Annotated in this window: 28 protein-coding genes and 1 pseudogene; 12 read left to right on the top strand and 17 right to left on the bottom strand. The window is 38.4% G+C overall.

What is annotated here, in order from left to right; translation table 11 throughout:
* Positions 1-320 precede the first annotated feature (320 nt).
* Positions 321-935, top strand: a complete 615-nt coding sequence (locus ACZ45G_RS11345; RefSeq protein ID WP_464178119.1) for a LysE family translocator — start codon at positions 321-323, stop codon at positions 933-935.
* 295 nt (positions 936-1,230) lie between these two features.
* On the opposite strand, the gene ACZ45G_RS11340 is transcribed toward ACZ45G_RS11345, so the two are convergent.
* Entirely contained in the window at positions 1,231-2,385 is a 1,155-nt protein-coding gene (locus ACZ45G_RS11340) for an MFS transporter (protein ID WP_464178117.1), read from the bottom strand.
* A 299-nt stretch (positions 2,386-2,684) separates the two neighbouring features.
* Entirely contained in the window at positions 2,685-2,993 is a 309-nt protein-coding gene (locus ACZ45G_RS11335; protein WP_464178115.1) for a hypothetical protein, read from the bottom strand.
* Between the two features lie 1,470 nt (positions 2,994-4,463).
* Between ACZ45G_RS11335 and ACZ45G_RS11330 the strand changes: the two genes are divergently transcribed.
* Together ACZ45G_RS11330 and ACZ45G_RS11325 are read left to right on the top strand one after the other, a co-directional pair.
* Positions 4,464-4,817, top strand: coding sequence for a hypothetical protein (locus ACZ45G_RS11330; RefSeq protein WP_464178113.1), 354 nt, complete (start codon positions 4,464-4,466; stop codon positions 4,815-4,817).
* Between the two features lie 411 nt (positions 4,818-5,228).
* Positions 5,229-6,281 carry a PAS domain-containing protein gene (locus ACZ45G_RS11325; protein ID WP_464178111.1) on the top strand — a complete coding sequence of 351 codons (1,053 nt, stop codon included), beginning with the start codon at positions 5,229-5,231 and terminating at the stop codon, positions 6,279-6,281.
* A 353-nt stretch (positions 6,282-6,634) separates the two neighbouring features.
* Here the strand turns inward: ACZ45G_RS11325 and ACZ45G_RS11320 are convergent, their stop codons facing one another.
* From ACZ45G_RS11320 to ACZ45G_RS11310, 3 genes are all read right to left on the bottom strand, one after another.
* The gene (locus tag ACZ45G_RS11320) at positions 6,635-7,090 is read right to left on the bottom strand and encodes a GNAT family N-acetyltransferase (RefSeq protein WP_464178108.1); all 456 of its coding nucleotides are present in this window, start codon (positions 7,088-7,090) and stop codon (positions 6,635-6,637) included.
* Positions 7,091-7,283: 193 nt separating this feature from the next.
* Complete coding sequence (locus tag ACZ45G_RS11315) at positions 7,284-7,448, bottom strand: hypothetical protein (protein WP_464178105.1); 165 nt, start codon at positions 7,446-7,448, stop codon at positions 7,284-7,286.
* Positions 7,449-7,659: 211 nt separating this feature from the next.
* Positions 7,660-7,935 carry a hypothetical protein gene (locus tag ACZ45G_RS11310; protein WP_464178103.1) on the bottom strand — a complete coding sequence of 92 codons (276 nt, stop codon included), beginning with the start codon at positions 7,933-7,935 and terminating at the stop codon, positions 7,660-7,662.
* Between the two features lie 680 nt (positions 7,936-8,615).
* On the opposite strand from ACZ45G_RS11310, the gene ACZ45G_RS11305 reads away from it, so the two are divergent.
* Positions 8,616-8,798, top strand: a complete 183-nt coding sequence (locus tag ACZ45G_RS11305; protein WP_464178101.1) for a hypothetical protein — start codon at positions 8,616-8,618, stop codon at positions 8,796-8,798.
* A gap of 481 nt (positions 8,799-9,279) precedes the next feature.
* On the top strand, positions 9,280-9,489 hold the full coding sequence (locus ACZ45G_RS11300; protein WP_464178099.1) for a rubredoxin: 210 nt from the start codon (positions 9,280-9,282) through the stop codon (positions 9,487-9,489).
* A gap of 463 nt (positions 9,490-9,952) precedes the next feature.
* On the opposite strand, the gene ACZ45G_RS11295 is transcribed toward ACZ45G_RS11300, so the two are convergent.
* From ACZ45G_RS11295 to ACZ45G_RS11265, 7 genes are all read right to left on the bottom strand, one after another.
* Positions 9,953-10,150 carry a hypothetical protein gene (locus tag ACZ45G_RS11295; protein ID WP_464178096.1) on the bottom strand — a complete coding sequence of 66 codons (198 nt, stop codon included), beginning with the start codon at positions 10,148-10,150 and terminating at the stop codon, positions 9,953-9,955.
* Between the two features lie 236 nt (positions 10,151-10,386).
* Positions 10,387-10,719 carry an EF-hand domain-containing protein gene (locus ACZ45G_RS11290; protein ID WP_464178094.1) on the bottom strand — a complete coding sequence of 111 codons (333 nt, stop codon included), beginning with the start codon at positions 10,717-10,719 and terminating at the stop codon, positions 10,387-10,389.
* A 201-nt stretch (positions 10,720-10,920) separates the two neighbouring features.
* A complete protein-coding gene (locus ACZ45G_RS11285; RefSeq protein WP_464178092.1) occupies positions 10,921-11,154 on the bottom strand; it encodes a hypothetical protein in 234 nt (77 codons plus the stop codon).
* A 145-nt stretch (positions 11,155-11,299) separates the two neighbouring features.
* On the bottom strand, positions 11,300-11,482 hold the full coding sequence (locus ACZ45G_RS11280; protein ID WP_464178090.1) for a hypothetical protein: 183 nt from the start codon (positions 11,480-11,482) through the stop codon (positions 11,300-11,302).
* A gap of 98 nt (positions 11,483-11,580) precedes the next feature.
* Positions 11,581-11,745: a 4a-hydroxytetrahydrobiopterin dehydratase gene (locus tag ACZ45G_RS11275; RefSeq protein ID WP_464179929.1), complete on the bottom strand. Its 165-nt coding sequence runs from the start codon at positions 11,743-11,745 to the stop codon at positions 11,581-11,583.
* Positions 11,746-11,751: 6 nt separating this feature from the next.
* Positions 11,752-11,916, bottom strand: coding sequence for a hypothetical protein (locus ACZ45G_RS11270; protein WP_464178088.1), 165 nt, complete (start codon positions 11,914-11,916; stop codon positions 11,752-11,754).
* 18 nt (positions 11,917-11,934) lie between these two features.
* The gene (locus ACZ45G_RS11265; RefSeq protein WP_464178086.1) at positions 11,935-12,102 is read right to left on the bottom strand and encodes a hypothetical protein; all 168 of its coding nucleotides are present in this window, start codon (positions 12,100-12,102) and stop codon (positions 11,935-11,937) included.
* Between the two features lie 612 nt (positions 12,103-12,714).
* Here ACZ45G_RS11265 and ACZ45G_RS11260 point away from each other — a divergent pair.
* Complete coding sequence (locus ACZ45G_RS11260; RefSeq protein ID WP_464178084.1) at positions 12,715-13,122, top strand: DUF3024 domain-containing protein; 408 nt, start codon at positions 12,715-12,717, stop codon at positions 13,120-13,122.
* A gap of 33 nt (positions 13,123-13,155) precedes the next feature.
* Positions 13,156-13,551, top strand: a complete 396-nt coding sequence (locus ACZ45G_RS11255; RefSeq protein WP_464178083.1) for a hypothetical protein — start codon at positions 13,156-13,158, stop codon at positions 13,549-13,551.
* 666 nt (positions 13,552-14,217) lie between these two features.
* Here ACZ45G_RS11255 and ACZ45G_RS11250 read toward each other — a convergent pair.
* From ACZ45G_RS11250 to ACZ45G_RS11240, 3 genes and pseudogenes are all read right to left on the bottom strand, one after another.
* A protein-coding gene (locus ACZ45G_RS11250) for an IS3 family transposase (protein ID WP_464178081.1) occupies positions 14,218-15,319 on the bottom strand; the annotation gives its coding sequence in 2 pieces (ribosomal slippage) (positions 14,218-15,048 and positions 15,050-15,319; 1,101 coding nt in all).
* Positions 15,320-15,400: 81 nt separating this feature from the next.
* Positions 15,401-15,982 (bottom strand): tyrosine-type recombinase/integrase, encoded by a 582-nt coding sequence (locus tag ACZ45G_RS11245; RefSeq protein ID WP_464179927.1) that lies wholly within the window; start codon positions 15,980-15,982, stop codon positions 15,401-15,403.
* Between the two features lie 21 nt (positions 15,983-16,003).
* Positions 16,004-16,162: pseudogene (locus ACZ45G_RS11240) on the bottom strand (hypothetical protein); the annotation flags it as partial.
* A gap of 371 nt (positions 16,163-16,533) precedes the next feature.
* On the opposite strand from ACZ45G_RS11240, the gene dctP reads away from it, so the two are divergent.
* The 4 genes from dctP (at position 16,534) to ACZ45G_RS11220 (ending at position 20,385) form a co-directional block, all read left to right on the top strand.
* Positions 16,534-17,502 carry a TRAP transporter substrate-binding protein DctP gene (dctP, locus tag ACZ45G_RS11235; protein ID WP_464178079.1) on the top strand — a complete coding sequence of 323 codons (969 nt, stop codon included), beginning with the start codon at positions 16,534-16,536 and terminating at the stop codon, positions 17,500-17,502.
* Between the two features lie 34 nt (positions 17,503-17,536).
* Entirely contained in the window at positions 17,537-18,019 is a 483-nt protein-coding gene (locus ACZ45G_RS11230; protein ID WP_464178077.1) for a TRAP transporter small permease, read from the top strand.
* A gap of 36 nt (positions 18,020-18,055) precedes the next feature.
* On the top strand, positions 18,056-19,366 hold the full coding sequence (locus ACZ45G_RS11225) for a TRAP transporter large permease (RefSeq protein ID WP_464178075.1): 1,311 nt from the start codon (positions 18,056-18,058) through the stop codon (positions 19,364-19,366).
* Positions 19,367-19,926: 560 nt separating this feature from the next.
* On the top strand, positions 19,927-20,385 hold the full coding sequence (locus ACZ45G_RS11220) for a GNAT family N-acetyltransferase (RefSeq protein WP_464178073.1): 459 nt from the start codon (positions 19,927-19,929) through the stop codon (positions 20,383-20,385).
* 244 nt (positions 20,386-20,629) lie between these two features.
* Here ACZ45G_RS11220 and ACZ45G_RS11215 read toward each other — a convergent pair whose 3' ends face one another.
* On the bottom strand, positions 20,630-21,094 hold the full coding sequence (locus ACZ45G_RS11215) for a hypothetical protein (protein WP_464178071.1): 465 nt from the start codon (positions 21,092-21,094) through the stop codon (positions 20,630-20,632).
* A 114-nt stretch (positions 21,095-21,208) separates the two neighbouring features.
* Between ACZ45G_RS11215 and ACZ45G_RS11210 the strand changes: the two genes are divergently transcribed.
* The gene (locus ACZ45G_RS11210) at positions 21,209-22,705 is read left to right on the top strand and encodes a sensor histidine kinase (RefSeq protein ID WP_464178069.1); all 1,497 of its coding nucleotides are present in this window, start codon (positions 21,209-21,211) and stop codon (positions 22,703-22,705) included.
* A gap of 248 nt (positions 22,706-22,953) precedes the next feature.
* Here ACZ45G_RS11210 and ACZ45G_RS11205 read toward each other — a convergent pair whose 3' ends face one another.
* Positions 22,954-23,823: a hypothetical protein gene (locus ACZ45G_RS11205; protein WP_464178067.1), complete on the bottom strand. Its 870-nt coding sequence runs from the start codon at positions 23,821-23,823 to the stop codon at positions 22,954-22,956.
* Positions 23,824-24,498: the final 675 nt, after the last annotated feature.

The raw sequence follows: 24,498 nt of genomic DNA, 5'->3' as shown, positions 1-24,498 counted from the left end.
GAAGTCTTTGAACGCTGGAATACTCAAGGATACCAAAACAATACTTTACTGATCACCGGGTGAAAATCTGAGGGCTTACATTATAGTTCCCACCCATGGACGGATGCCGGTCAGTCACCAATACTTTCTATTTGCGTGTTATTCTATTAGAAAATAATATTTTTCAAGAAACTTTATTGTAATCCCCACGACTCTCTGATAGCAATTGAGATGTTATCCGATTTTGTTATTTTTGTATGTTCAACAGAAAAAAAACTGATAAAACGCTTTTAGAAATGCCCGAGCATCAAAAATCACATAATGCTTAAGGAGAAAATAAAATGTTTAGTACGGAATTTCTGATAACGTCACTGGTAGTTGTTCTGATACCAGGTACGGGGGTGATTTATACGATTTCGAATGGTCTTTTTCTTGGTTGGCAAGCAAGTATTGCAGCCGCTTTTGGCTGCACAGCAGGAATTATCCCGCACTTATCTGCAAGCATACTTGGATTATCCGCTATTCTCCATATGAGTGCTCTCGCATTTCAAGTTGTCAAATTTACAGGTGCTGCTTATTTGCTGTATTTAGCGTGGGCAATGTGGCGAGAAACAGGGGCATTAAAATTCGACTCACCTTCCTCAAAAATTGGATTATGGCAAATAGTCAGAAGAGGATTCTTGATCAACATTCTCAACCCAAAACTTTCCATATTTTTCTTGGCTTTCTTTCCTCTTTTTGTCAATCCCAATGCTTCATCGCCAACTTTAAATATGGTTCTTCTCAGTTTGATGTTCATGGCCATGACTTTAGTTGTTTTCATACTCTATGGTATTTCGGCAAATGGTGTTCGCAGATACGTAGTTAACTCACCCCGGGTTATTATTTGGTTACAACGTACATTTGCTGTCACCTTTGCAGCACTTGGAGTAAAATTAGCTATGACAGATCAATAAAGACAAATCGAAAAAACCAATGGCATAACCAAAACAATCACCAGACGGCAAGAATTGCTGTCCCTCTCAAAAATCCGTAAAAGAGACCGCTTTCTCTGGGTCATTCTTTCAAATTCCACTTTGTAACATATAAAAATTATACCGCTGTTTGCACTCAAGGATTAGTATCCCTGTTTTGACTATTTGGGTGCCGGAAATATCAAGGATACCAAATCAATACTTTAACCCTACCTAAAATCTCAGGATTACATGTTATAGGGCTCACTGACGATCAGTTCCATACTTCCGAGGAGTATTATTTTTCAATTTTTAAAAAAAACGGTAGCAGAGCTGCTGCTGAAATGGCAATGCCGGCGCCGACAAATCCCATGGCAAAGAATCCATTATCTGCGAGAAATCCTATCAGAGTCGGGGCAGCTCCGCCGCCCATGAGAAATGCCGCCGGGATGGTGAGCGAAACCATAACATTGCGGGTTTCTTTGGCGCCAATATTGGACAGGGCTGAAAATGCTGGAGGGAAAAAGCAGACGGATAAAAGGGGCTGAAAAAAGACAGCGATCTGAAGCCCGGTGTCCGAAAGTAATCCAAGGCCCAAGGTAAAAATCCCAGTTAAGATGAGTACGCCGGTTAGGGTTTTTTTCATGCCATATCGGTCAGACACCCATCCCACGGCAAAGGGCATGGGCAACGTCAGAATCCGAGACAAGGTAATCAGTGTATTGGCTTGAGTCTGTAACATGCCGTGCTCATTTACAAGATACAGGGGAAGCATGGCATAAATTCCCATTGTACCGGTTACCCCTGCCGTGAACAGCAGAATCATGATCCAGAAAGAGCGGGAAGACAGCAGCGGTAAAAGAACATTAAACTTGGGAGACTGCCCCGGGAAATCCTTTACTTTGCTGAATTTTAAAAAAATAATGCCAAGTATCATGGACATAAGGCCGGTCACCATCAAGACGCTTCGCCATGATATCCACAGGAGCATGGCTTCACAGACAATGGGAGCAAGCAAAAAACTTAAATTGGGTGCCAGCTCATGAACCCCGATTGCCTTGCCCCAGTTCTGTTTGCTGATTGAAGCCGTGAGCATGGCAATTCCACTGGGTAGATACAGGCCTGCAGCCATGCCGGTAATAAATATGCCGATCCGCATCATGGCAAGGCTGTTGCAGAAGCCGGTGATGATAAAAAAAATACCGGTCATGACGGCAGACAGACCGATGGTTTTTTTATGCAGCAGTTTTTCTGAGACAAATCCCGAGCATATAAGGGTGATAAAATATCCCAAGGCCGACACCAAAAAAAGGGAACCGGCTTGGTCACCTGTCAGGGACATGTCATGCAAAATCGTCGGCAAAAGGGGGGATATAATAATTCGGATGGTAAAGTTTAAAAGAAAAATAGATGTCAAAAAAAACAGGGGGCGCAATTGCGATTGAAATATCATGATGTTGTTCATACAGGGTCCGATCTGCTGTTCATCCCGTTAGAGACAAAGATTAATCAAGCAATTCTGAAAGCGGTAACCGTTTGATACTTTCGGAGTGATAGGCAAAATTATGCTTTTCGTTTTACACTCATCCCATATATTTTGAATCTGAAACAAAACTGCTGCTATAACCGTTATAATAAAAAAAATTAGATATTTCATCACGAGCCCCGTTAAACGAATAGGTTGGATATTATTAATTTTGAACAGGTTATCTTTAATTGATTATTCCCCATTTTGAATACTTGGCACCGGACCTATCGCTGTCCAATAATTGTGAAATATCTATTTTCGTCAATATAATCTATTTCAAAACTAAGTTTATATTTCATTTGTACATTATTAATATCAAAATAATTTATCTCAATATATTCAAACTCTTTTTTAGTGTATTTGTTGTGGTAATCAAAACAAGAGATATCCTTGATTTTTTCGACACCTTTTAACTGGTTATGAGGCTCTTTTCTATAAATAGTTTCCGTACTGTCATATATAAAATCAGTTCCGTCCATATATTCATCTGGCAGTGCTTTATTATCTATTTTAAAATAGTGAATTTCATCCATTTCTCCCACTCACTGCATGGAATCAAAGTAAGATATTTTATGGCATCTTTTTTTTATATACAAACTCTATCTGACCCCTTAAATTATTAATTTCCAGAATATTACAGCCATTCATATCCTGCAGGATTTTATTGTGTATTTTGTTCTCAATCATTCATCAGTCACATTCAGTTTATTGATTATTTTTGTGCAAATTTATAACAGTTCCGCACTGATCTTACCATGGCAAAAAGACACATTGTTTCCCGGATGTATTATTTGATAAACATTTATATAATCACAAGATGAACCTGATTTTATCGGTTATTTTAAATGTTAAACTATGAACCTGAGATAGCATCAAGAGGCAGTCTACTATATTAAACTCTATAATATATAGATCACATTTTAGGCCGTTCTGAATCTAAGTATGTTGGATGGATAAAAAAGAAGATGGATAGTTAATTTTGAAATTTGATGTGGAAAAATACTTAGAAATGGTGGAAAATTAAAAGATTGGTTGTAGCGTTCTTCTATCAGGTCCTTTGCGCCTGTTGGATCTAAAAGACAGGTTTACTATTACACCATCCCTTACACTTTTTCTCCGATCTCTCTTATGTTTTCTTTTGTTACGTTTAAATTTCCGAAAGAATGTATTTCTTCTTTCTTGAAAATCCATTATTCTTGTTTGTAGCGTTCTTCTATTAGTGTCTTTGCGCCTGTTGACTCTAAAAGACAGGTTTACTATTACACCATCCCTTACACTTTTTCTCCGATCTCTCTTAGGTTTTCTTCTGTCACGTTTGAATTTCCGAAAGAATGTATTTCTTCTCTCTTGAAAATCCATTATTTTACTAAGAGGATCCATCAGATCATTTTTAATAGGTGTTATTTTTTGATCCAATGTCATAATAATAAGCACCTCATAAGGATGTTTTTATAGACTCCACTTTTTTTTCTAATCGTCAAAAGTTGTGATAATCTTTAAATTTTAAATTCCATATGAGCCAATACGATCGACCCCAGGCATTATTCCACATTATTTTTTATATATACACGTTAATGGTCGGTTGATCCAGCTCAAGAATAAGTATCCAATTGTGGAGTATTCAGAAGCCCCCATTGTTTAGTATACCGATACAATCCTTGATTGATTTTGAAAATAACCAGGCAGAATCCATGGCGGATTTGCCCGGCCACTTGGTAAATTATCCATGAAGATTGTCGATCCATCGGATTGCCACCCGGTGCTTCCATAGGCGATGGATTTAGGTTTTTCTTGACAAATTGTAATGATACTAATATGAATTTTTTATAAATTTCGCTTTTTATAGATTACTGTTAATATCTCATGATAAATTTCCTGAAAGCTATGGAATATTGGTGACTCAGGATTTTTGTTTTGGGGAGATTCCTTAGTCCCGAATAAACGAGGCTAAAGCCATCGGTTCCAAATTATGCAAGAATTCTAATAAAAACATAGGACTAAAAATGCCACATATTGTATTGGAAAAAGCAAAGAGCGTAGAGAGTTGTTATGATGTTGTTGAGCGAGATGTGTTTAAAATAGAGGGTGGGATACTCAAAATAACAGATAAATATATCAATGCCACAGGAACCTCGGCACTCTTAGAGAGTGTGGCTGTAGAAGGTGGGAAGGCTCAGACATTTTTTATCCAGCTCTCTATCAAAGGCGAAGCTGTAACAGTGAGACTACTCCCACTCACAGACCCCGAGAAGAGCAAAGGGGTCAAAACACTTATGGGACTGGTAGCCAAAAAGATCAAAGATTCCAGTGCAGATATAAGCTACGGCAAAACAAACTTGGATGATTTTCTCCTCTAAACGATTAGACAAGCCCTCTGGTTGATTCTCCCCCGATATTTTGGACACTCAGTTAAACAACTTTTTTTTATCATATGGAAGTATTTTAAAGGTCAAGGATTAGTATCCTAAGGTGGACTATTCAACCGCCGAAATTGTCATGGATACCAAAATAATACATCACCGGAAATCTGGATTAATGTTGATGCCAATCAAGTGTGAATCTTTGAGTTTTTAAATCGTGAAAACCTACGACCTTACTTTTGTTATTGAACGCTGTTTTCAAGCACGGCCTTGTTATTGATAATACCACTATTGAACGCTTTTAATTTACTGGATATCCTTTCCATTTATTGCTTTTTCACACTAATTTGTGTACGGTCAATAAAATCCAAAGCAAAAAAACAGTAACCGTAGCGACAGGTGTTTCTTATGTCTAAAAAACCATCTTATGAAGCGTTGGAAAAAAAAGTTGCTGAACTCGAGGAATCCCAATTGTTTTTTGAGAACCTTTTAGACATGCTTCCAGAATTGGTTTCATATATCGACAGGAATCATTTATTTAAATTTGGAAATAAATCATATCAGCAATTTTTCAATATTAACCCTGAATCTATTACTGGTTTACATCCCAGAGAGATCTTAGGCGATGAGGCATTTCAAAAAGTCGAGCCTCATCACATTGCTGCACTTTCAGGCCAAGAACAAGAATATGAATCAACCATTAATTTACCTAATGGAATGCCCCTTTATTTCCATGCGCATTACCTCCCGCATAAGGTGAATGGGCAAGTCAACGGTTTTTTAGCGGTAATCATTGACATCACCAGACTCAAGCAAAATGAGGAAAAATTGCGTAATAACGAGAAAAGATTTAATTTGTCTGCTGAATCTGGTGAGATAGGATTGTGGGAATTGGATTTAATAGGTCACACAGCTTGGAGATCTTTAAAACATGATCAGATATTTGGCTACGAAGCCCTCCTCTCTGAGTGGACATATGAAATGTTCCTCGAGCATGTAATAACAGAAGATCGTCCAATGGTTGATCAAAAACTCGGTAAAGCCTTGGGCGAGAGATGCACCTGGGATTTTGAGTGTAGAATTAAAAGAAAAGATGGTGCTATTAGGTGGATATGGGCACGAGGAAATTCTGAAAAGGATGAAAAACAACAACCAATAAAAATGCTCGGTACTATTCAGGATATCACCGAACGTAGGCAAATTGAAATGGAGCGTGAAAATATTCTAAATTCATTACAGAAAGCTTTTGAGGAAATCAAAACACTGAAAGGAATCATTCCAATTTGTGCAGAATGTAAAAAGATTAGGGATGATAAAGGATATTGGAATCAGCTTGAATCCTACATCCAAAAACATTCTGGAGCTTCATTTAGTCATGGAATGTGCCCGGAGTGTTCGGATAAACTATATGGAGACCACGACTGGTATAAAGATATGAAGAAAAAAAAAGGATGTGAGTAAGTATTTTGTCTATTTATGTTGCTACAAGCTTCAACCCAAAGGAGTTGACTCCTTTGGGCAATGTTGCCTGGTATCAATATACAGCCAGTCACGACTTGTATTCATTGTCGTGACCGTCCCAAACCCCAAAAGAATAAAACTGGTACTCAAGGATAAGTATCCGAAGCTTGAGTGTTCAGCGGTCGGAATTGTCATGGATACCAAAAGAATACATCACCGGAAATCTGGATTAATGGTGATGCCAATCATGTGTTTGGAACTTTTGGGTTTGGAAAAATTATGAACTGATTGATCAGCTATGTAGAAAATTGAATACCCGTCTTCGATTTTTCTAAAGAATACAAATTTATAAATTAAATTTTGCGTTCTAAATTAATAATATTTTTTGAGGATTCGAACTGATTGGCATTAAAATAGCGCATCATTTGATCATTATTCTTATCCACTAAAGTATTGATTTTTTTTACTTCAAGTTCCCGCAAATGATCAACAAACTCACTCATCAATTGTTCACCGATGCCTTGTTTTTGACAATCAGGATCAACACCAACAGTATCCAATGATACACCTTCAGATGTGATTCCAAATTCACCAATATAAAGCTTACCCATGATAAATCCAACAACATTGCCATTGTCATCTTCAGCCACAAGCGAAGTGGGTATATACTCCCCGGATTTAAACAACATTTCAAATCGTTGTTCATAGTATTCACGGCGTGATATTCCAAGTACCTTTCTATCAATTTTTAAAACAGAATTGAAATCCTCATTTTCCATTAAGCGAATTTTTATTTGAGGTATGTTCATGTGGGTCTCCTTTCTCTTCACTGGGGGATGTTGTCGATAAGAAGTCCTTGTGCTTATAAAATATAATAAAAATACATACACATGTAAATGAATAATATTGATTTGATCTCTATAAGATTCAGTAATGTCCGATTACCTGCCACTATCTACAAAAAATTGAAGCAGGGGTAACAAAAACATGTTTTCCATTGAGCTACTCAATAATGCTCCGGGCATATTCCGGATCTTTAACCAGGGGAAAATCACCCCCATGGACTGTGGTATCAGTCTCTCCAACAACTTCATTATCTCTGTCAATCATTGCCTGAATCGAGAAACGGCTGATTGATCTTCCATCGTTGGCGGTGGCTTCTGGCACAAAAATTAGCACCAAGGGAAAGAATACGACTGAAAAGCAAGTATGCCGGATATATGTATTCATAGTTCTAACCAATCCAATTCCAAAAAGGTCAAAATCGGCAGTTAAGGATTATTATCCAAAGGTGGAGTATTCAGAATACCAAAATTCTCAAGGATACAGATACAAATCAAAACTGTTTTCCATTAAAATTTTGAGTCCGAAATGTTAATTAGCTCAATTTATCAATACCCGTCTCAGAGTATCTGGCTTTATTCAGTACAAAACCATTAATTTTAGAGGGTTTTAAACCCATATTTTTCTGCTTTAATTCCCCAATCAACAGTTCTTTTTTATCTTCAAGGAAAGAAAGCATTTTTTCGGCATCATCCGCAATATCTGAAAGAATTTTAAACGTTGAATCTTTAAGATAGAGTCTACCTCGATAGAAATTGATTAGCTGATCAATTTTCTTCTCGTGGATATCATCAGGATAAGAAGCAACCATATATTTTCCTTTGTTTGGAAATTTTGCTTTTTCATAGCATCGAATTGAAGTGTAATTGAATTTTAAATGTTTCGAGAGTATTGGTCAACTAAATTAGAATCAAACTGACACTGGTTGCCTGAAGTTATGATTATCCTATCCTTAATAAGTATCCAAAGGTGGAGTATTCAAAGCCTGGAATAGTTTAGGATACCAGTTCAATTGTGAATTCTTTGGATGAAGGGATAAAGAACTGCCCGAATCAAGCCAAGGCTGTAAGGTTGTTTATGTAATAACCGCCCTCTGGACAAATCCCAACCGGGAGTGTTATTCTCCAATTAAAGATGAATGGCATCTTGACTAATTTGCTGATTCTCCTTTTCATATAATTGAATATTTCTTTACACAAATTTGAAACACTGATACCGATTTATGGATCAGATTTTTTAATCGTTACATGTCGGATAACATTCCAAATTACATAATATCCAGATCTACATAATAAATGATTGGCCTTCAGGCAGTTGCTTAAGACAGACCAAAACAGGGAAATTGGCCTGCCTCCAATGGTCTTTTCAGGCATTTTCTAATATCATTACGGCAGTAATCATACCCCTGTCCCAGGTATCCCATGGCATGGTTCTTGAATTATTCTCTGAGTGTCCATTGGCGTAAACCCATTTAAAAGTGAGGAAAAAACCATGAAGATCAACATCGAAAAGAATCTTGTCGAGTTCACCCCGGAGACGGACCAGGAAAAGACAGACCTTGAAGCCCTGTGGCGCACGGTTGTGGATTGCGCCAAGTTTAACAAGAAACTCGTTGCCGTGGGCCAGTATGTCCCGTCCCAGGATGCCCTTGCACGGTTTGCCATCGAGGATTAGAAGGATATTTCGGGACTTGAGGGCTGTCCCAGGGACAAGAAGTGTCTGACACGGTTTTGTCTCAGATTGTTCATTTGAGAGATGACCCTGCCAGAGGAGGAAACATGGTTGATTGGATTTGTGGTCAACAACCCCTGATCTAAAGACTCATGGGCTTGCAAGGTAACTTGTAAGCCGGTTGATTCGCTTAAGCCACAGAAAGATTGGCGGCTACGTTACATTGAAATAGTAACACCCTAAAAAATAGTTGAGATCCTCATGCTTTTAATAGGATACGATCAAATTTGGAAACAGTTCCCTTGACCAGATTTGAGAATCTGTCTATGAATGATTTCATGAATCGCCTCTTTTTTCGTGACGGTTGTGTTTCATTCTCTCAGCTATAGCAAATGGGACGGTTCATCTATGAGGGGGGGGGGATTACATACCCCGCTTTGATCGTTTAACATTGAATTAATTTACTTAGGAAAGGAGAATTAAAATGGCAGATCCAAAAGACATGTATCAATGTCAAGTACACAATTGCGGTTATGTTTATGACCCAGACAAAGGCGAACCAAAGACAAATATCCCTCCAGGGACAGCTTTTAAAGATCTTCCGGATGATTGGGAATGTCCCTTCTGTAAATCATCAAAAAAATCATTTAAACCTTTAGCCGGACCGGGGTCAACATTAGCTGAGGGCACATAACAATTAAAATACGGGGAGATAATTTTGTCAAAAGTCATTTCCCTATTTCTTTATCCAAAGGATAAGGCGTAAAGTATGCTATTAACAGTAGCTGTTAATAGGTCGAATGAAGCAGATATGCCAAGCCGCTTTGGCGGGTTTTTGTAAAATCGAAAAGTTATCATTATATTGAAGTCAGTGGAAGCCCTGGCTTCCACTGACTTCTGCGTTAAACTATATGGAACTGAGATAGCATCAAGCTGCATTCTTTCAAATTCTACTCTATCAATATAAAGAATTGAGTTCTTCCATTTTTTCAACTCAATGATTATTATCCATATCCAGAGAATTCAAGGCCCAAAATCTTAAAAAACACCAACAGTAACCGAAACGGAAATCCTCAAAAAATCGGTTCTGTTCAATTCAAGGAACGACCTCTAAGGGGGCAGAGATGCAGCATCCATGAAACACGATAGAAGACGATTTAAAGGTCCACCCATGCTTCAGCCTCGTTACCGCAGTTGGTGCATGTACCTGTACCCTTGACTTTTTGGGGGGCTTTTGAGGCTTTCTTTTTTTCCTCGGCTTTTTCCACTTCAATCCACTGACAGGTAATTTCCATTTCTGCTTCGTTTCCGCAATTTTTGCAATTACAGACTTGTTGGTATTTTTTTTCGGTCATTTACATTCTCCTTTTAGTATTGTTTTGGCAGCATTATTTTTACATTAATACTGAAATCTTGATTTGACCAGTATAAATATACTTTGCTTGAAAAAGCAATATTGGGCCGATTTCCAGAGTTACGAATCATTAATCTCTGACTTGAGTATTCAGCGGCCAGTATAGATAACAAAGTTCCGGTGCTCACAGTACCGGACCTTTGTTTTTGTGCCCCAAGAATCTGACCCGAAAAAAAATCAGGTAGTTTCAGGGGCTGTTTTATAATTTCCCATACCTTTGTGGGCATCTTTAAACACCTCCCACTCATCCCTGTTCAACTGGCCGTCCTCATCCTTGTCCAGCATGTTAAAACCGGACTGCTGGGTTTTTGGGAAAACAGCCTTGAACTCTTCAAAACTCACGAAACCACTTTTATCCTTGTCCAGATCTTCAAAATTCGTGGTGGATATTTTGCCCATTTTATGAGGATTGGTATTGGAAGTACCATGCTCACTGCCGCAGTCGGCATATGCCAGACTTGTTCCCAACAGAAATATCGCAGTAACCGCCAGATTTTTAAATACGTTCATTGAAATGCTCCATTCTTATTTTTGGTTAATGTGCTACACGCATCATATCAGTATGACTTCTGCAAACCAGATGCCAAATGGATTCGATATATGGTTATATCTATAAAATCAGTCGATTAGATGATTGTGCAGATATATCAGACCTGTATCAATGGCGTGGTGTGAGACAATGGGTATGTATCACACCTGTCTCATAAATGTTCAAGAGGGCCAAAAAAAGCCGGGAAGCAGTTCGTAAAAACACTCCCCCTCTATTTTGACATAATTTTTCACAATAAAAATGGTGGCGACACCAACGATCATACCGGCCAGAGCACCGTATTTGATAATGTCCTTCTGTGGATCATCAAAAACCTTTAGGCCTTTAGCCGGACCGGGGTCAACATTAGCTGAGGGTAAATTATAGTTAATTAATGGCTCTTGAAGAGAAGGCACTGGTCGATCTTTGGAGCAGGAATAGAACCAAGGATCGTCTCACCGTTGCCATTGATAAAGGCATGATTTTAGAAGGGAATTATTCAGGATTAATAAGCATTCCGGGATTCTTTTTATCACAAATTATTCCACTTTATAAATTGGCTCAAGAGTTCTTTTTAAGTGCATCCAGCGTTTCAAGATTACACACATCAAAACTTTGTCCGCACCCACCGCAAACCATCTCGCATTTATCCGGCACTCGTGATTTCCTCGCCTTTAATTGCGCTTGACATTCCGGGCATCTGAGTTCAATGGCATCATTTTTATTATCAGCGTCATTTTTCATAATATCTTCCTTTTATGATCAAAATTGATACTGTTTGGCTCAATTTATTTTGGTAACCTTGTCAAATTCAGCCGGTAATTTTTCAACTGTCAGATACGCTATATAAGCCTGTCCGTCCTGGAGGCAATTATAAAATCATTGATATGAAGCCCCTGTACCGTATGGGTCCACCAAGTCACACAAACCCTGCCCCACTCGGTTAAGATGGATGGATGATGATCCTCTTTCTCTGCAATCTCTCCCAGTCTGTTGGTAAAGGTCAGGGCCTGTTAAAAGTTTTTAAACTTAAATTCCCTGTGTAATTTTTTCACACCACTGACGTCAACGATTTTCCAATATGGAATGTTGATTCTCTGGACCTTAATCTCTTCAGGCGTCATCAAGGGATCCCCCATCCGGCAGGGTTCAAAAGGTTTACGATGGAGATCCTCCATGGGGCTGCTCCTTATTTATTAGAACTTTTGCGGTTTACACACATTTTCGGCCTTTGCTGCGCTGCGTCCACAGCCTTCGCAGTAATGGGTGGCCGGTTTGATAAGTGCAATATAGGCCTTTGGGTCTTTGACCTGCAACTCTTCTTCTATATGGGCACATAATGTTTTCTGTTTATCATCACTCATTTTTGAATACCTCCATTTAGTTATAAAGAATTCATCTGTGTTTGTGCCGTCTGAATAATTGTGGCGGCAGTTTTTAAATTATGCGATAGAACTGATCTGCGGGCAGGTCCCGGTAGCGCTTATTATAGGCTCAAAGAGCTCCGAATAGTCTGGCTTTTTTAATCAGCTCAGCTCTGCACAACAACCATAAGATATACCACGATGTGGCATAGGTCAAGATACAAAGAAAGCAGGAGGGACTGACTTCCAATATCTTTGCGGGGTACTCAAGGATTATTATCCCTGTTTTGACTATTTGGATGCCGGATTTCTTAAGGATACCAAAACAATTGGAAACTTTTTTCAACCGGAAAGTTAGAGCAGGATCATGCAAAGTATTTGTAACTTTTGGCTTGCCAGGAAAACAATAGGCGCCAGTCAAGAAAGTCCAATATAACGTAATTGAAAATTTGTTCATTTCATTTTGTTTGTGTTAATATAATCGAAGATCTCTTTACACAAATTTTAAATATTGATACGGATTTAATGATCAAAATTTTGATTCGTAGCAGGTAAGATATCATTCAAATTCACATAAGATACAGTATTTATTGTTAAGCTTTGGAGTAAAACATGGCACTTAGAAAAAAAACATGGACATATGGCCTATCGAAATCAAAAAAAATAAAACCCAAAGCACCAGAAGAATTGATACAATATTTGCAAAAAAAAGGTAACGAAATTGTCGAAAAAATATTCAAGCCAAAATATCTGTTGAGTGTTTCTGAAGAAGAAACACTCAATCAGATTGTTGACATTTATACAAAGTGGCACAGAAATTATTTTTATTTTTGTGCCAAATATAAATGCCCCCCAGATGCCCATAGGCAATCTTTTGAAAATAAATTCGTCCGGCTTGAATATCTGGGAAATGACGAGTTTCAATACAGCCAGATGAGGCACAATGGAAAATGGAATCCAACATTTAAAATGACCACAGATAAGTGTTTGAAACATGTTACTTCGGAAGTCCCTTTTTGATGGAAAAATTAATGTAGAGATCACAATTAAAAAATGGTAGAATTTGTTTTTAACCGTACCAAAAGAAGAAAGAATATGAGCACAAACTTATATAAAGCCGTGGAAGAAATAATTTTACTGATGTCAAAAGATACCAACTCTTCTTTTACAGATTCCAATGCTTGGGATGAATTAGTGTATAATATTGATCCTAATAGCACGGTACCACATAAGTTCACACTCCCTGTCGAAAAGGCGGTTAAGAAACATTTATCAAATATGACCGATGAAGACAAAAGGTCAATTTGGAAGGAAACAGAAATTGGACAAGGCCCCGGAAGTGACGAAGGGTTCTTCCTAATCTCATCGATAGAGATGGATCTTCAGGAAGAGCTTTTTGAACAAGTTATAGAAATTGCTTTTGAAGGATTAGAGAATCAAAAGCATTAAGTGCACAGAATGAAGCAATCAAATTCTAAATATTCAAGCTACATTATATGAACCAGCCCCGCCATCATAAACCATTCTTCCAAATTAAAGTGTATATCAACTTGATAGCCGGTTGGCCGGGTCAAGTATTAGTATCCGATTGTGGAGTATTCAGAATACTGAATTGTTTAGGATACCGATACAATCCTTGATTGGTTTTTAAAATAACCGGGCAGAATCCATAGCGGATTTACCCGGCCATTTGATAAATTATCCATGAAGATTATAGTGGACCCCATGTCAAGACCGATTTTGTATTTTTTTAAGCTACATTTAAAATTTTATTTACCAGCTACAATATCCCGATTTTATCAAATGTTAATTACTTTGTTCGGCCAATTTAAATCTTTAAAATTACACAATTCCTTTTGTTAAGCTCAGCCTCCTTTGCCCTTTCTGTCAAGAAGCTCTTGAGTTTTTATTTTCCCCTGGTATTATGCCATGCCAGTTCGGAGGATAGGGTAATGCTGGGAAGCAACCTGAGCGCCGCAACTGGAGACTGAAGCATGGGGGCAGTGTGTTACGCATATGCACTGCCCTTTTCATGCTTTGGTTCTTTAAGCGTTAAATCCCGGGGGCTTGGGGGCTGGCCCCCAATATAATCAGTTAAACTTCCTTATTTTTCCTTTAATTGGCCATATGATAGATTGATTCAGGGGTCTTATATTTTAAAGACTGATGAAGCCTCTCCTTGTTATAAAAATTCAAATAGTCTTTTAATGAGCGTTGAGCGTCCTTCATGCTCTGGTAGTCCTTTAAATAGACCTCTTCGTATTTAACTGACCGCCATAAGCGCTCCACAAAGATATTATCGAGTGCCCGTCCCTTTGAATCCATGCTGATTTTGACATTGCTGTCTGTCAAAATCTTTAAAAAATTTGCAGCTGTATACTGGCTGCCTTGATCTGTGTTAAAAATTTCAGGTTTTGAAATGCTTAATGCTTCTTCCAAGACTTCTACACAGAAAGTGTTCTCAAGGCTGTTACTGAGCCGCCATGATAATACATACCTGCTGTACCAGTCTATCACGGCCGTTAAATATACGAACCCATTGCCAATTCTGATATAGGTTATATCGGTGCTCCACACATGGTCGTTTTTTTCAATGTTTACTCCCCGCAACAAGTATGGATAGACTTTATGCTCTGCATTCCTTTTGGTTAGTTTGGGCTTTGGATAGATGGCTTCTATCCTCATCAGTCTCATCAGGCGTTGAACCCGCTTGCGATTTATTTGATGGCTTTGTTGGTTCAACCAGGCCGTCAGCCTTCGACTCCCATAAAAAGGTGTTTTTGTATGCTGGATGTCAATTAAATCCATTAACGACAGCGTGTAGGGATCTATTGGCATTGGTTGGTAATAAAGAGCTCCTTTTGAAACTTGCAACAACTCGCATTGCCTGTTTATGCTGATATCTTGGTGATTTGCGTCTATCAGAAATCTTCTATCAGGAACTAATTGCCTCAACCTTTTTTTTTAGCCAGTCATTCTCAACTTCGAGTTGCCCGATCTTCATGTATAATCCTTCTATTAAATTTTTATCATCATTTTTATTCTTCTTTGTTGACGAAAGAATTTCTGGCAACCCTTCAATTGCCTCCTTTTTCCATTTGGTGAGAAGTGAACGATGAACTTCATATTTGGAAGATAATTCTGCCACGGTTGCTTGTTCACGAATCATATCGATTGCCACTTTTGCCTTAAGCTTGCCACTGTAACTCTTTCTCATGGACCTCCTTTTTGGGTGAATTTGAACCTGGCTTTAACACTTATTATGTCTCTTAACAACTGGTTCAGATTATGGGGTCCATTATAGATTGTCGATCCACCGGATTGCCTCTACATCACTAATTTTTCCTAAATACCTTTGTGTGGTGGACAGGTTGGAATGACGTAAAAGTACCTTGCTAACAATTTCCAATGGTGTGCCGGAACGAGATGCATATGTGGCAGCGTGTCTTCTAAGGTCATGCGGCCTGACCTGAATATCGACCAACTCCCCTGCCTTTTTTACGACCAACCTTGCAGCAGCATAGGTTATTGGAAAAATTCTCACATCAGATTTGATTCCATTGTTGCGAATATATTTCTTCATCCGATCTGCAACTTTTTGAGGTAGGAATACCGCTTCAGATTCTCTGCCACTTTTTGGTTCCCATATAATAACTTTTCGATCTTCAATATCCTTGGGAGTGATTTGCAGGACTTCACCGACTCTCATGCAAGCACGGGCCATAAGTTCGAGCATGATCCGATTCCTTGGGTTTTGAGTTCTGAAAATGATTTCATCCACTACATCCTTTTCTATTATTTTGAATTGGGTGGATTTCCCTGCTCGGAAAAGTTTCCGAAGTGCTGGATTGTCACAAGGGCTCTGGAAATCTGGACTCACAGAGTTTTTGATGAAATTGAAAAAAGCAGTTAGAAGCGTGAATCTTAATTTTTTGGTGGACTGTTTTGTTCCTTCAGATATTTTGGACATGAAATCCAGGATGTCATCGGAGGTCAGGGATGATAGATCTACATCCCCGAAATGGCTTTGGAAACTATTGAGGACGAACTCATAATTCCGTAGGGTATTTTTTTTTAACGTTCATCCTCTGATAATTGAAAAAATGGGTAACGCTTTGAAAAAGTTTCATGGCGGTTCTCCTTTGCTCTTGGAAATAATTAAAGGCTTAACTCCCTGCCTGGCAATCATTGTAATGTTACGAATATCAAAAGTAAACATACCTTAAATCACATCAATGTCCAAAGGCTTGAGTTCATAGATACCTATTGTTCACAAAAAATCAGTTTCATTTTGTCAACTTTATTTGTTGACTAACATGACACATCATGCGTTATATAATAGCCGTAATGTATCGATAAGTTAGCTACATAACTTTTAAACAATAAGGAGATTTTATGTTAAAACCTGTCAGATTGAAAAAACTGGTAGCTTTGTTTGCCGCTATTTTGATTATTTTTATATTTACAGGCGCTGGCGAAGCGGCTTCTAAAACAATTAAACTCAAGGCAGTTACTGCATGGCCCAAAACTGTATTTGAAGTTCAAAATTTTATGAAATTTCTGGATATGGTTAAAGAAAATGTTGCAAAACAATATCCCGGTCAACTTGAAATCAAGTACACTGGCGGACCCGAAGTTATTCCAAACAGAGAACAGGTGGAAGCATTAAGAAACGGTATTATTGATATAGTTTTTACAACTGATGGATATTATACCTCGGCTTTACCTGAAGTAAATGCTTTGAGCCTCACCAAAATTAAACCTTGGGAAGAAAGAGCCACTGGCGTTAACAAATTTCTAAATAAGAGTCATGAAGAAAAATTAAACACCTATTACCTGGGACGGATGGGATCTGGTATCCCTTTTACATTATATTTAAATAAGCCAATTGACAGTGCCGATCTTTCAGGGCTTAAAATCAGATGCTCTCCCACACATATAAATTTTCTTAAAAAACTGGGAGCCCAACCTCTTGTTATTCCGCCTCCTGACGTTTATACAGCCTTGGAACGTGGTCTGGCTGACGGTTTTATCTGGCCTGCCGGCCTGATCCGTGACTGGGGATGGCATGAAGTAACAAAATATATTGTAACTACAAATTTTTACATGGCAGTCAATGTTGTTCTTGTGAATAAAGACAAATGGGAAAAAATCCCAACCCATCTTCAAAAACTTTTGATCCAGACCCAGGAACAGGCTGAACATTATGCTGTTGAAAGAGGTCAGGCCCATGTTGAAAAAGAGTTTGCGGCCTTTAAAAAACAGGGGATCAAGTTTATTGATCTACCTGCAAAGGAAGCTGAGAAACTTAAAACGACTGCCTATGATGAATTGTGGAAAATTGTTATTAAAAAGGCTCCTGAAAACGGACCGAAGTTAAAAAAGATGGTTGCAAAATAATCAGAAGGAATCTTTAAAGAAAAGGAGGAATCTTTTGGATAATTTTTTTGACAAATTGCTGAATTCCATGGCATTCATTGCAGGGTTCCTTCTTCTCTTTGTAACTTTTTCTATCAGCTACACAATCTTTTCAAGAATGGTAGGAATTAACTCTCCTGTGTGGATTGTCCAGTTCAATGAATATTCCCTGCTGTGGATCACTTTTCTTGGCACTGCCTGGTTATTGGCAAGAGGCAAACATGTCTCTATCGACCTTTTAACAAGTCGGTTTTCGCAACAAAAAAAACTATATTTTAAATTATTCCATGGAATATTAGGAACGATTCTATGCCTTATATTTTCCTGGTATGGATACTGGGTGACCCTGGGACAATTCAAAAGGGGGATTATCGATGTACAGGCCGTTGATGTTCCAAAATACCTGATACTCATAATCATACCCATCGGGTTTATCCTTCTTGTTATGCAGTTTGTAAGACAGCTTATCAAAACCTTAAAGGAATTAACCCACAGATAAACATGGTGCGTAAATAGAACAGGGATTTCAATAGATATGGAATGGTATTTTGTTTTAGCTTTTTTTATTTTTGGCCTTATTTTCCTTTTACTCATGGGATTTCCCATTGCTTTCTCATTTTTAGCCATAGATCTTTTAGGTATCCTTGTTTTTATGGGTACAGGAGGACTTAAACAGGTCACACTTCAGATTTTTTCCTCTCTGTCCACATTTACCCTGGCCCCTATACCCATGTTTATTTTAATGGGCGAGATAATGTTCCAGTCAAAACTTGCCAACAATACAATAGATGTAATTGATAAATGGCTGGGTCGCTTACCCGGGCGTTTGAGTCTTCTTGCAGCAGCCGGAGGAACTATCTTTTCAGCTCTGAGCGGATCAAGTATCGCAAACACTGCAATGTTAGGCACTGCACTTCTTCCTGAAATGAAAAAAAGAGGCTATGAGACATCCATGGCCGTGGGCCCCATCATTGGTGTCGGTGGACTTGCCATGCTTATCCCGCCCTCTTCACTGATAGTTGTCATGGCAAGTATTGCACATATTTCTGTGGGAAAACTTCTGGTGGGTGGGGCTATCCCCGGACTTCTAATGGGGGCCCTTTATACCACCTATATTATCGTCCGGTGTTGGTTGAACCCAACCCTGGCACCACGATATGATGTATCCGACGTAAGTTTTAAAAGCAAAATTATCGGTACGATAAAATATGCATGTCCCCTTTTATTTATTATTTTTATGGTTTTAGGTCTGATGCTTTTAGGCCTTGCAACCCCCACCGAGGCTGCGGCCTCCGGAGCGATGGCAACATTATTGGTAACTTTACTCTACGGCCGTTTAAATTGGAAGATGTTAAAAGATTCTTTGACCGGAACTCTGGAAATAACCATCATGGTGTTCATGATCATTGCAGCATCTAAAACTTTCAGCAGTATCCTTGCATATACAGGGGCCACACAGGGACTTCTTGAAGTTATAGAAGGCCTTAAGGTTCATCCGCTTCTAATCCTCATGGGTATGCAGTTGTCTGTTTTTATTCTGGGTATGTTTATGGAAACCATTTCCATCATGATGATCAGCCTTCCCATATTTATGCCCATCGTCCACATGCTTGGATTTGATCCAATTTGGTTTGGTATTATTATGTTGATAAATTTTGAGATGGGAATGACAACCCCACCATTCGGGATGATGCTTTTTGTAATGAAAGGTGTGGCAAGTGATAATATCAGTATAAAAGATATCTGCTATGCAGCCCTGCCATTCATCGGATGCGATATGTTGGCTATGGCCATGATTATCATTTGGCCGGAACTGGCATTATGGTTGCCAGGTTTAATGGGATAATCATAGTACAGGATATGTTTTCAAGTAGCTCCGGCCATGGCATTATTCAGTTGTCTGGCTAATAAGCGAACAACTGATACCACCCCGATATGGTACACCCTCTATACAAGTAGGCTCTATGTCTTATAACAACTCAGGATGACGCCTTTTTTTCGGGCGTTCACTGGCATTCTTAGGGCTCAGACCACATAAAATATTTAACCCTACATATGGTATATGAAGCTTATTCAACATTGAATTTTAATTCAACTTTATGATCCACGACCGCTGTCGCAAGTCATTCTTCCGCATTCAAGTTGATACATAGACGTTAATGGGCCGGTTTATCCGGCTCAAGGATAAGTATCCAAAAGTGGAGTATCCAATCGCCAGAATTGTCATGGATACCAAAAGAATACATCACCGGGAATCTGGATTAATGTTAATGCCAATCATGCGAGTAAGTTTGACTCCAGTATGGTCAATTTCCAGGTATTAACTTATCTTCTTAAATCGGCTTTACTCGATTTGTCAATCCTGATATGCGTTGTTCATAAAACTTATTACGTTAAGGATACAGAATGAAAATTAGACCTGCAAACGAGCAAGATTTGCTGGAACTCTCTGGTTGGTTTTTAACCGAATCTCAGGCAAAAAATTGGGGAGGGCCATCAATTCACTTTCCACTAAGCCTGGAACAGCTAAAAATTGATATCGAATGGAATCTCGCTCTCTCTTATACTCTTGTTGACAAAGGCGGTGATTTGCTTGGTTTTGCTCAAGTTTTTAATAAGTTTGGCTGCAAACATCTTGGGAGGATAGTAGTATCTCCCAAGATGCGTGGTAGAAAACTGGGCTACAAATTGATGGCAGTTCTTTTAGATTCCGCTGGTACAGATGGTGTGAATTTTTCATTATTTGTTTATAAAGACAATATACCTGCTAAAAGTTTGTACGAAAGCATGGGGTTTAAAATTCGAGCTTATCCAGAGGGCCGTCCAGAAATTGAAGGTTGCATATTCATGGTTAAGGAAACATAACAAAGCAAATTAACACGGCTTGCCAAAAGTTGCATCGCTCAACTCTGCAATCTTTGGCATCCGGTTATTTTCGGTTAAATTGAATCAAGACTAAGTATCCGAAGCTTGAGTGTTCAGGGGCCTGAATTGTTATGGATACCAAAAGAATACATCACCGGAAACCTGGATTAAATTTGATGCCAATCATGCAAGAAGCTATAACTTTTGAGTTCGACATGAAATGGATACCATACACAACGTCGTTTTACCTAACCGTTGCGTGCCGTTCTGTAGAAAGATGGCGATGGTATTCCCGGCGTTCCATAAATCCCACCAGCAGATCCCCGTTTTTTTGCATATTCAATAGAGAATGCGCCAGCGTGTTAAACTCTACAACGGAGAATCTTGGTTCATTAACGATCCCGTTTATTTCAGACCCAAGCAGGATCAGTAAATGATTAATGAGCCAGTCCGAAGCCGCCAAATAGGCGAAGGTATCAATATCTACCGGTTTTGTCAGACTCTGGGCAAACTCCCTGCCCCGCTGAGGAGTGAAGGTAAATGTGGGTCGGTCTGAAAATGTCAAATCCGGAACCACCAGGTTGGTTGTAACTCCAAGGTTCGTAACGAACCTGCCACCCAAAGAGACGCTGACAGATGTCTGGGCAGAAATTGAGTTAATGGCCAAACATTCAATGGTATCCAGATACCGTAATCGGCCAATATTCATCCTGTGATATTCTTACCAGGCACCCTATAAATAAAATTCTTGAGTTTCCCATTTACGAGCTATAGGGTGAAACCATAAGAATTGGCTTAACGATAATTAAATTGGTAAAAACTAATGAATCTTAATCGCAAATATGAAGCAATGCCAAAACAAGTTTCTGCAATGAACACAGTTTTTATCGGTCAATATATCAATAAAAAATATCCTGAAATTTCAATGCAAGATATTGTTAATGAAGCTAACAGAATCAATACATATTTTGTGGAAAATTTAAAAACTGGAAAAGTTGAACCTGTATCAACACATCACTTATCAAACGTTCAATATTGGTTCTCCAATTTATTTATGATGGATCTATATGCTGCATTGGAAAAAGCAATACCCGATTCTGAGCTTGCTCTTAAAATTGGTAGAACCTCCTATAAGTCACAACGTTTTTTTAGAACAGCTATTGGTATTCCCTTAATAGGCACATATCGCTTATTAGAAAGGATATCCAAAGAAAATAGAAAATATAATCGTACAAAAGAAATTGAAATTTTAAAATGCACCAAAGAGTTTGTGATTATTAAAATTGTTCATAAAGAAAATATCATCATTAATGATTTTGCCATGAATTGGCATGTCGGTGTTTTTGAATCATATGCGCTGCTTTCAGGAGCAACCAATATTAAGATAAACGTTAAATGTCTTGATAAAGGACCCCAGAAATATGGAGATCCCGGACAAGGCATATGGGAATTTAAAATAAGATTTATCGACCATAGTCTATTAAAAAGGTTTTTCAACTCCTTCCTTTATAGAATTCCAGCGGTTCGAGACATCATCGAGGATGCTAATACAATTCAAGAAGAACATAATGAACAAATCCTTTTTCGAGAAAAGATCATTAAAGAGCGAACTGATGAATTAAAAAAAATTCAAAATAAACTATTTGAACAAGAGCGTAAAAACATAGAGGGAAGGCTAAAAAAGATTTCAAACGAATTGATCGTAACGGAGGAAAGAGAAAGACATCTTCTTGCAGAAGATCTTCATGATACTGCCAGTCAATCACTTGCGATCAGTCTATTAAAAATTAAAACTGTACTGGAGTCAAAAAAATACAAGGATAATCCTTTTGAAGAATTAATTGATATCAAAGAATTAGTTGAACAAGCGATTAGCGATATGAGATCTGTTATCTTTCAAATATGTCCTCCCATTTTATATAATTTGGGACTCGAAGTTGCTTTAAAATGGCTTATAGAGGACATTAATCTGCAGAATGATATGAAGATTAATTTTATCAATAAGATTACCCCCCCTGCAAACATTGTTGAAACCATTAAAATATTTATGTACCGGTCAGTTAGAGAGTTGGTGATAAATATTATTAAACACGCACAAACGAAACATGCAGAAGTTAAACTTATAATTGATAAAAATCAATTAATCGTCAGCGTCCAAGACAATGGTGCTGGTTTTGATATTAATAAGATTGAAATTAATAATTCACTGAGTTTTGGATTGTTCAGTATTTCAGAACGGTTTAAGGCAATAGGAGGGAATATTGAAATAAATTCTAACCCCCAAGAGGGGACCAAAATCATATTAATCGCACCTCTATAAAGATTAATTTTAAGGGATCCTCCCCCGATATTTTGGACACTCAGTTAAGCCACTTTTTTCATCATATCGAAGTGTTTCTGTGGTCAATGATAAGTATCTGAAGGTGAAGTATTTGAATGCCGGAATACTCAAGGATACCAAAACAATACTTTACTGATCATCTTGGAGAAAATCTGAGGGCTACACGTTACTGTGGTGCGCCCCAGATTGCAGACTTTTCGTTGTGCAACCCTTTTGCCCGGAATGCTTCAGGCAAATAACCATGCAATGGTGGCCAGACCTGCCAGCCCGACCCCGATCCAGTTGATCCACAGCAGTTTTTCCTTAAACACCGTAATGGCAAGAAAAACAGACAGACCCACAATGCCGATGCTGTTCATACCAAAAATGATGGAACTTTCAAAAACTTGGCTGTTCAGGGCATTGATCATAAAGAAGATGGATCCGAAATTACAAAGACCCAGAAGAATTCCGGCAAAAAGTACCCGGGGCCTCATAAAAGGTTTCAAGGGCAGTTTTTTTAAGAAACAGGCAATGAATCCTGCAATAAAGGCCCAGGTAAACGATGCCCCAGTAAACAGGGCAGAATGACCCGGGGTAATATGTTCCTGCTGGGCATATTTCAAGATGACATCCAATGATCCCATACCAATAAACAAAATGATGGGAAAGTAAACATACCGCATATGGATTTTGGAAGATTTCTTTTTGACGGCTGTCAGGGCAAGGGCTGTCACAGCCAGGCTAATGCCTGTTAATTTCATGACGCTGACAGGTTCAAGGTAGTGAAAAATGGAATACACCATGGGGATAGCAACCGACATTTTTGTGGACACAGTAGTTACAGCCAATCCTGCTTTTTGGGCGGAGATGCCCATCATGAAAAACATGATAATCAGCAATATTCCGATAACGGCAGATAGAAAAAACCAGTCCTGCCTTGACATCTTGATGTAATATTCCACCAATCCCTTGTCGTAAAGGAACATGCCTATAAAGGAAGCCGTGATATAATTTAAAATGATTACATGGAATAGTTCGATTTTAAATCGTTCAAGGCTTCTGAAAATCATTAAGATGGATGTCGAACTCAAGATACAGAACAACAGGTGAACCATAATTTTTTAAAAGCCTTTTTAAAGAGTAAATGATGAAATTATCATATCCATTTTTTTGGGCAGGTTATCACAAATAATTGTTCGCATGGTATATATTCTGGATCACATTTAAACATTGATCCTCCCCATATAATTTGGACACCCAGTTAAGCCACTTTTTATATCATATGGAAATATTTCCCCAGTTAAGTATTAGTATCCAAAGGTGGACTATTCAGCCGCCGAAATTGTTATGGATACCAAAATAATACATCACCGGAAACCTGGATTAAAGTTGGTGCCAATCATGCAAGTAAGTATAACTGTTAGACTTGCCTAAAAGCGGTTATTAAAAAAAAAATCATGTGGGCTGAAATCGACCATCCAACCCTGCATTACCTGGTAGGGTAATTCTGAATACTTTCCTTTTAGAGAGATGTGTAAACCAAAGAGTTTGAAACATCGTTGATTCTTTGCCCGGCTATTTTTAACGCAGCCGTAATGGCATATCTTGACACAGGGGGATAGATAGTTTTTAGGATAAGGCTTTCCCATTCTCCGATTAGCTTTCATTATTTGCACAGGAGGGCCAGATTGTGACCTTCCCTTGGAATAATCATGCCATTAATGGTTCCGGAGCATGGCCCAAAGTTGGGCTGTGCCGTGTGGCTCTGGTCAATTGTTAATCTTTGTTTA

The organism is Desulfoconvexum algidum (assembly GCF_055382125.1).
The sequence above is the reverse complement of the archived record's forward strand: the minus strand, read 5'-3'. Positions and strand labels throughout refer to the sequence as shown.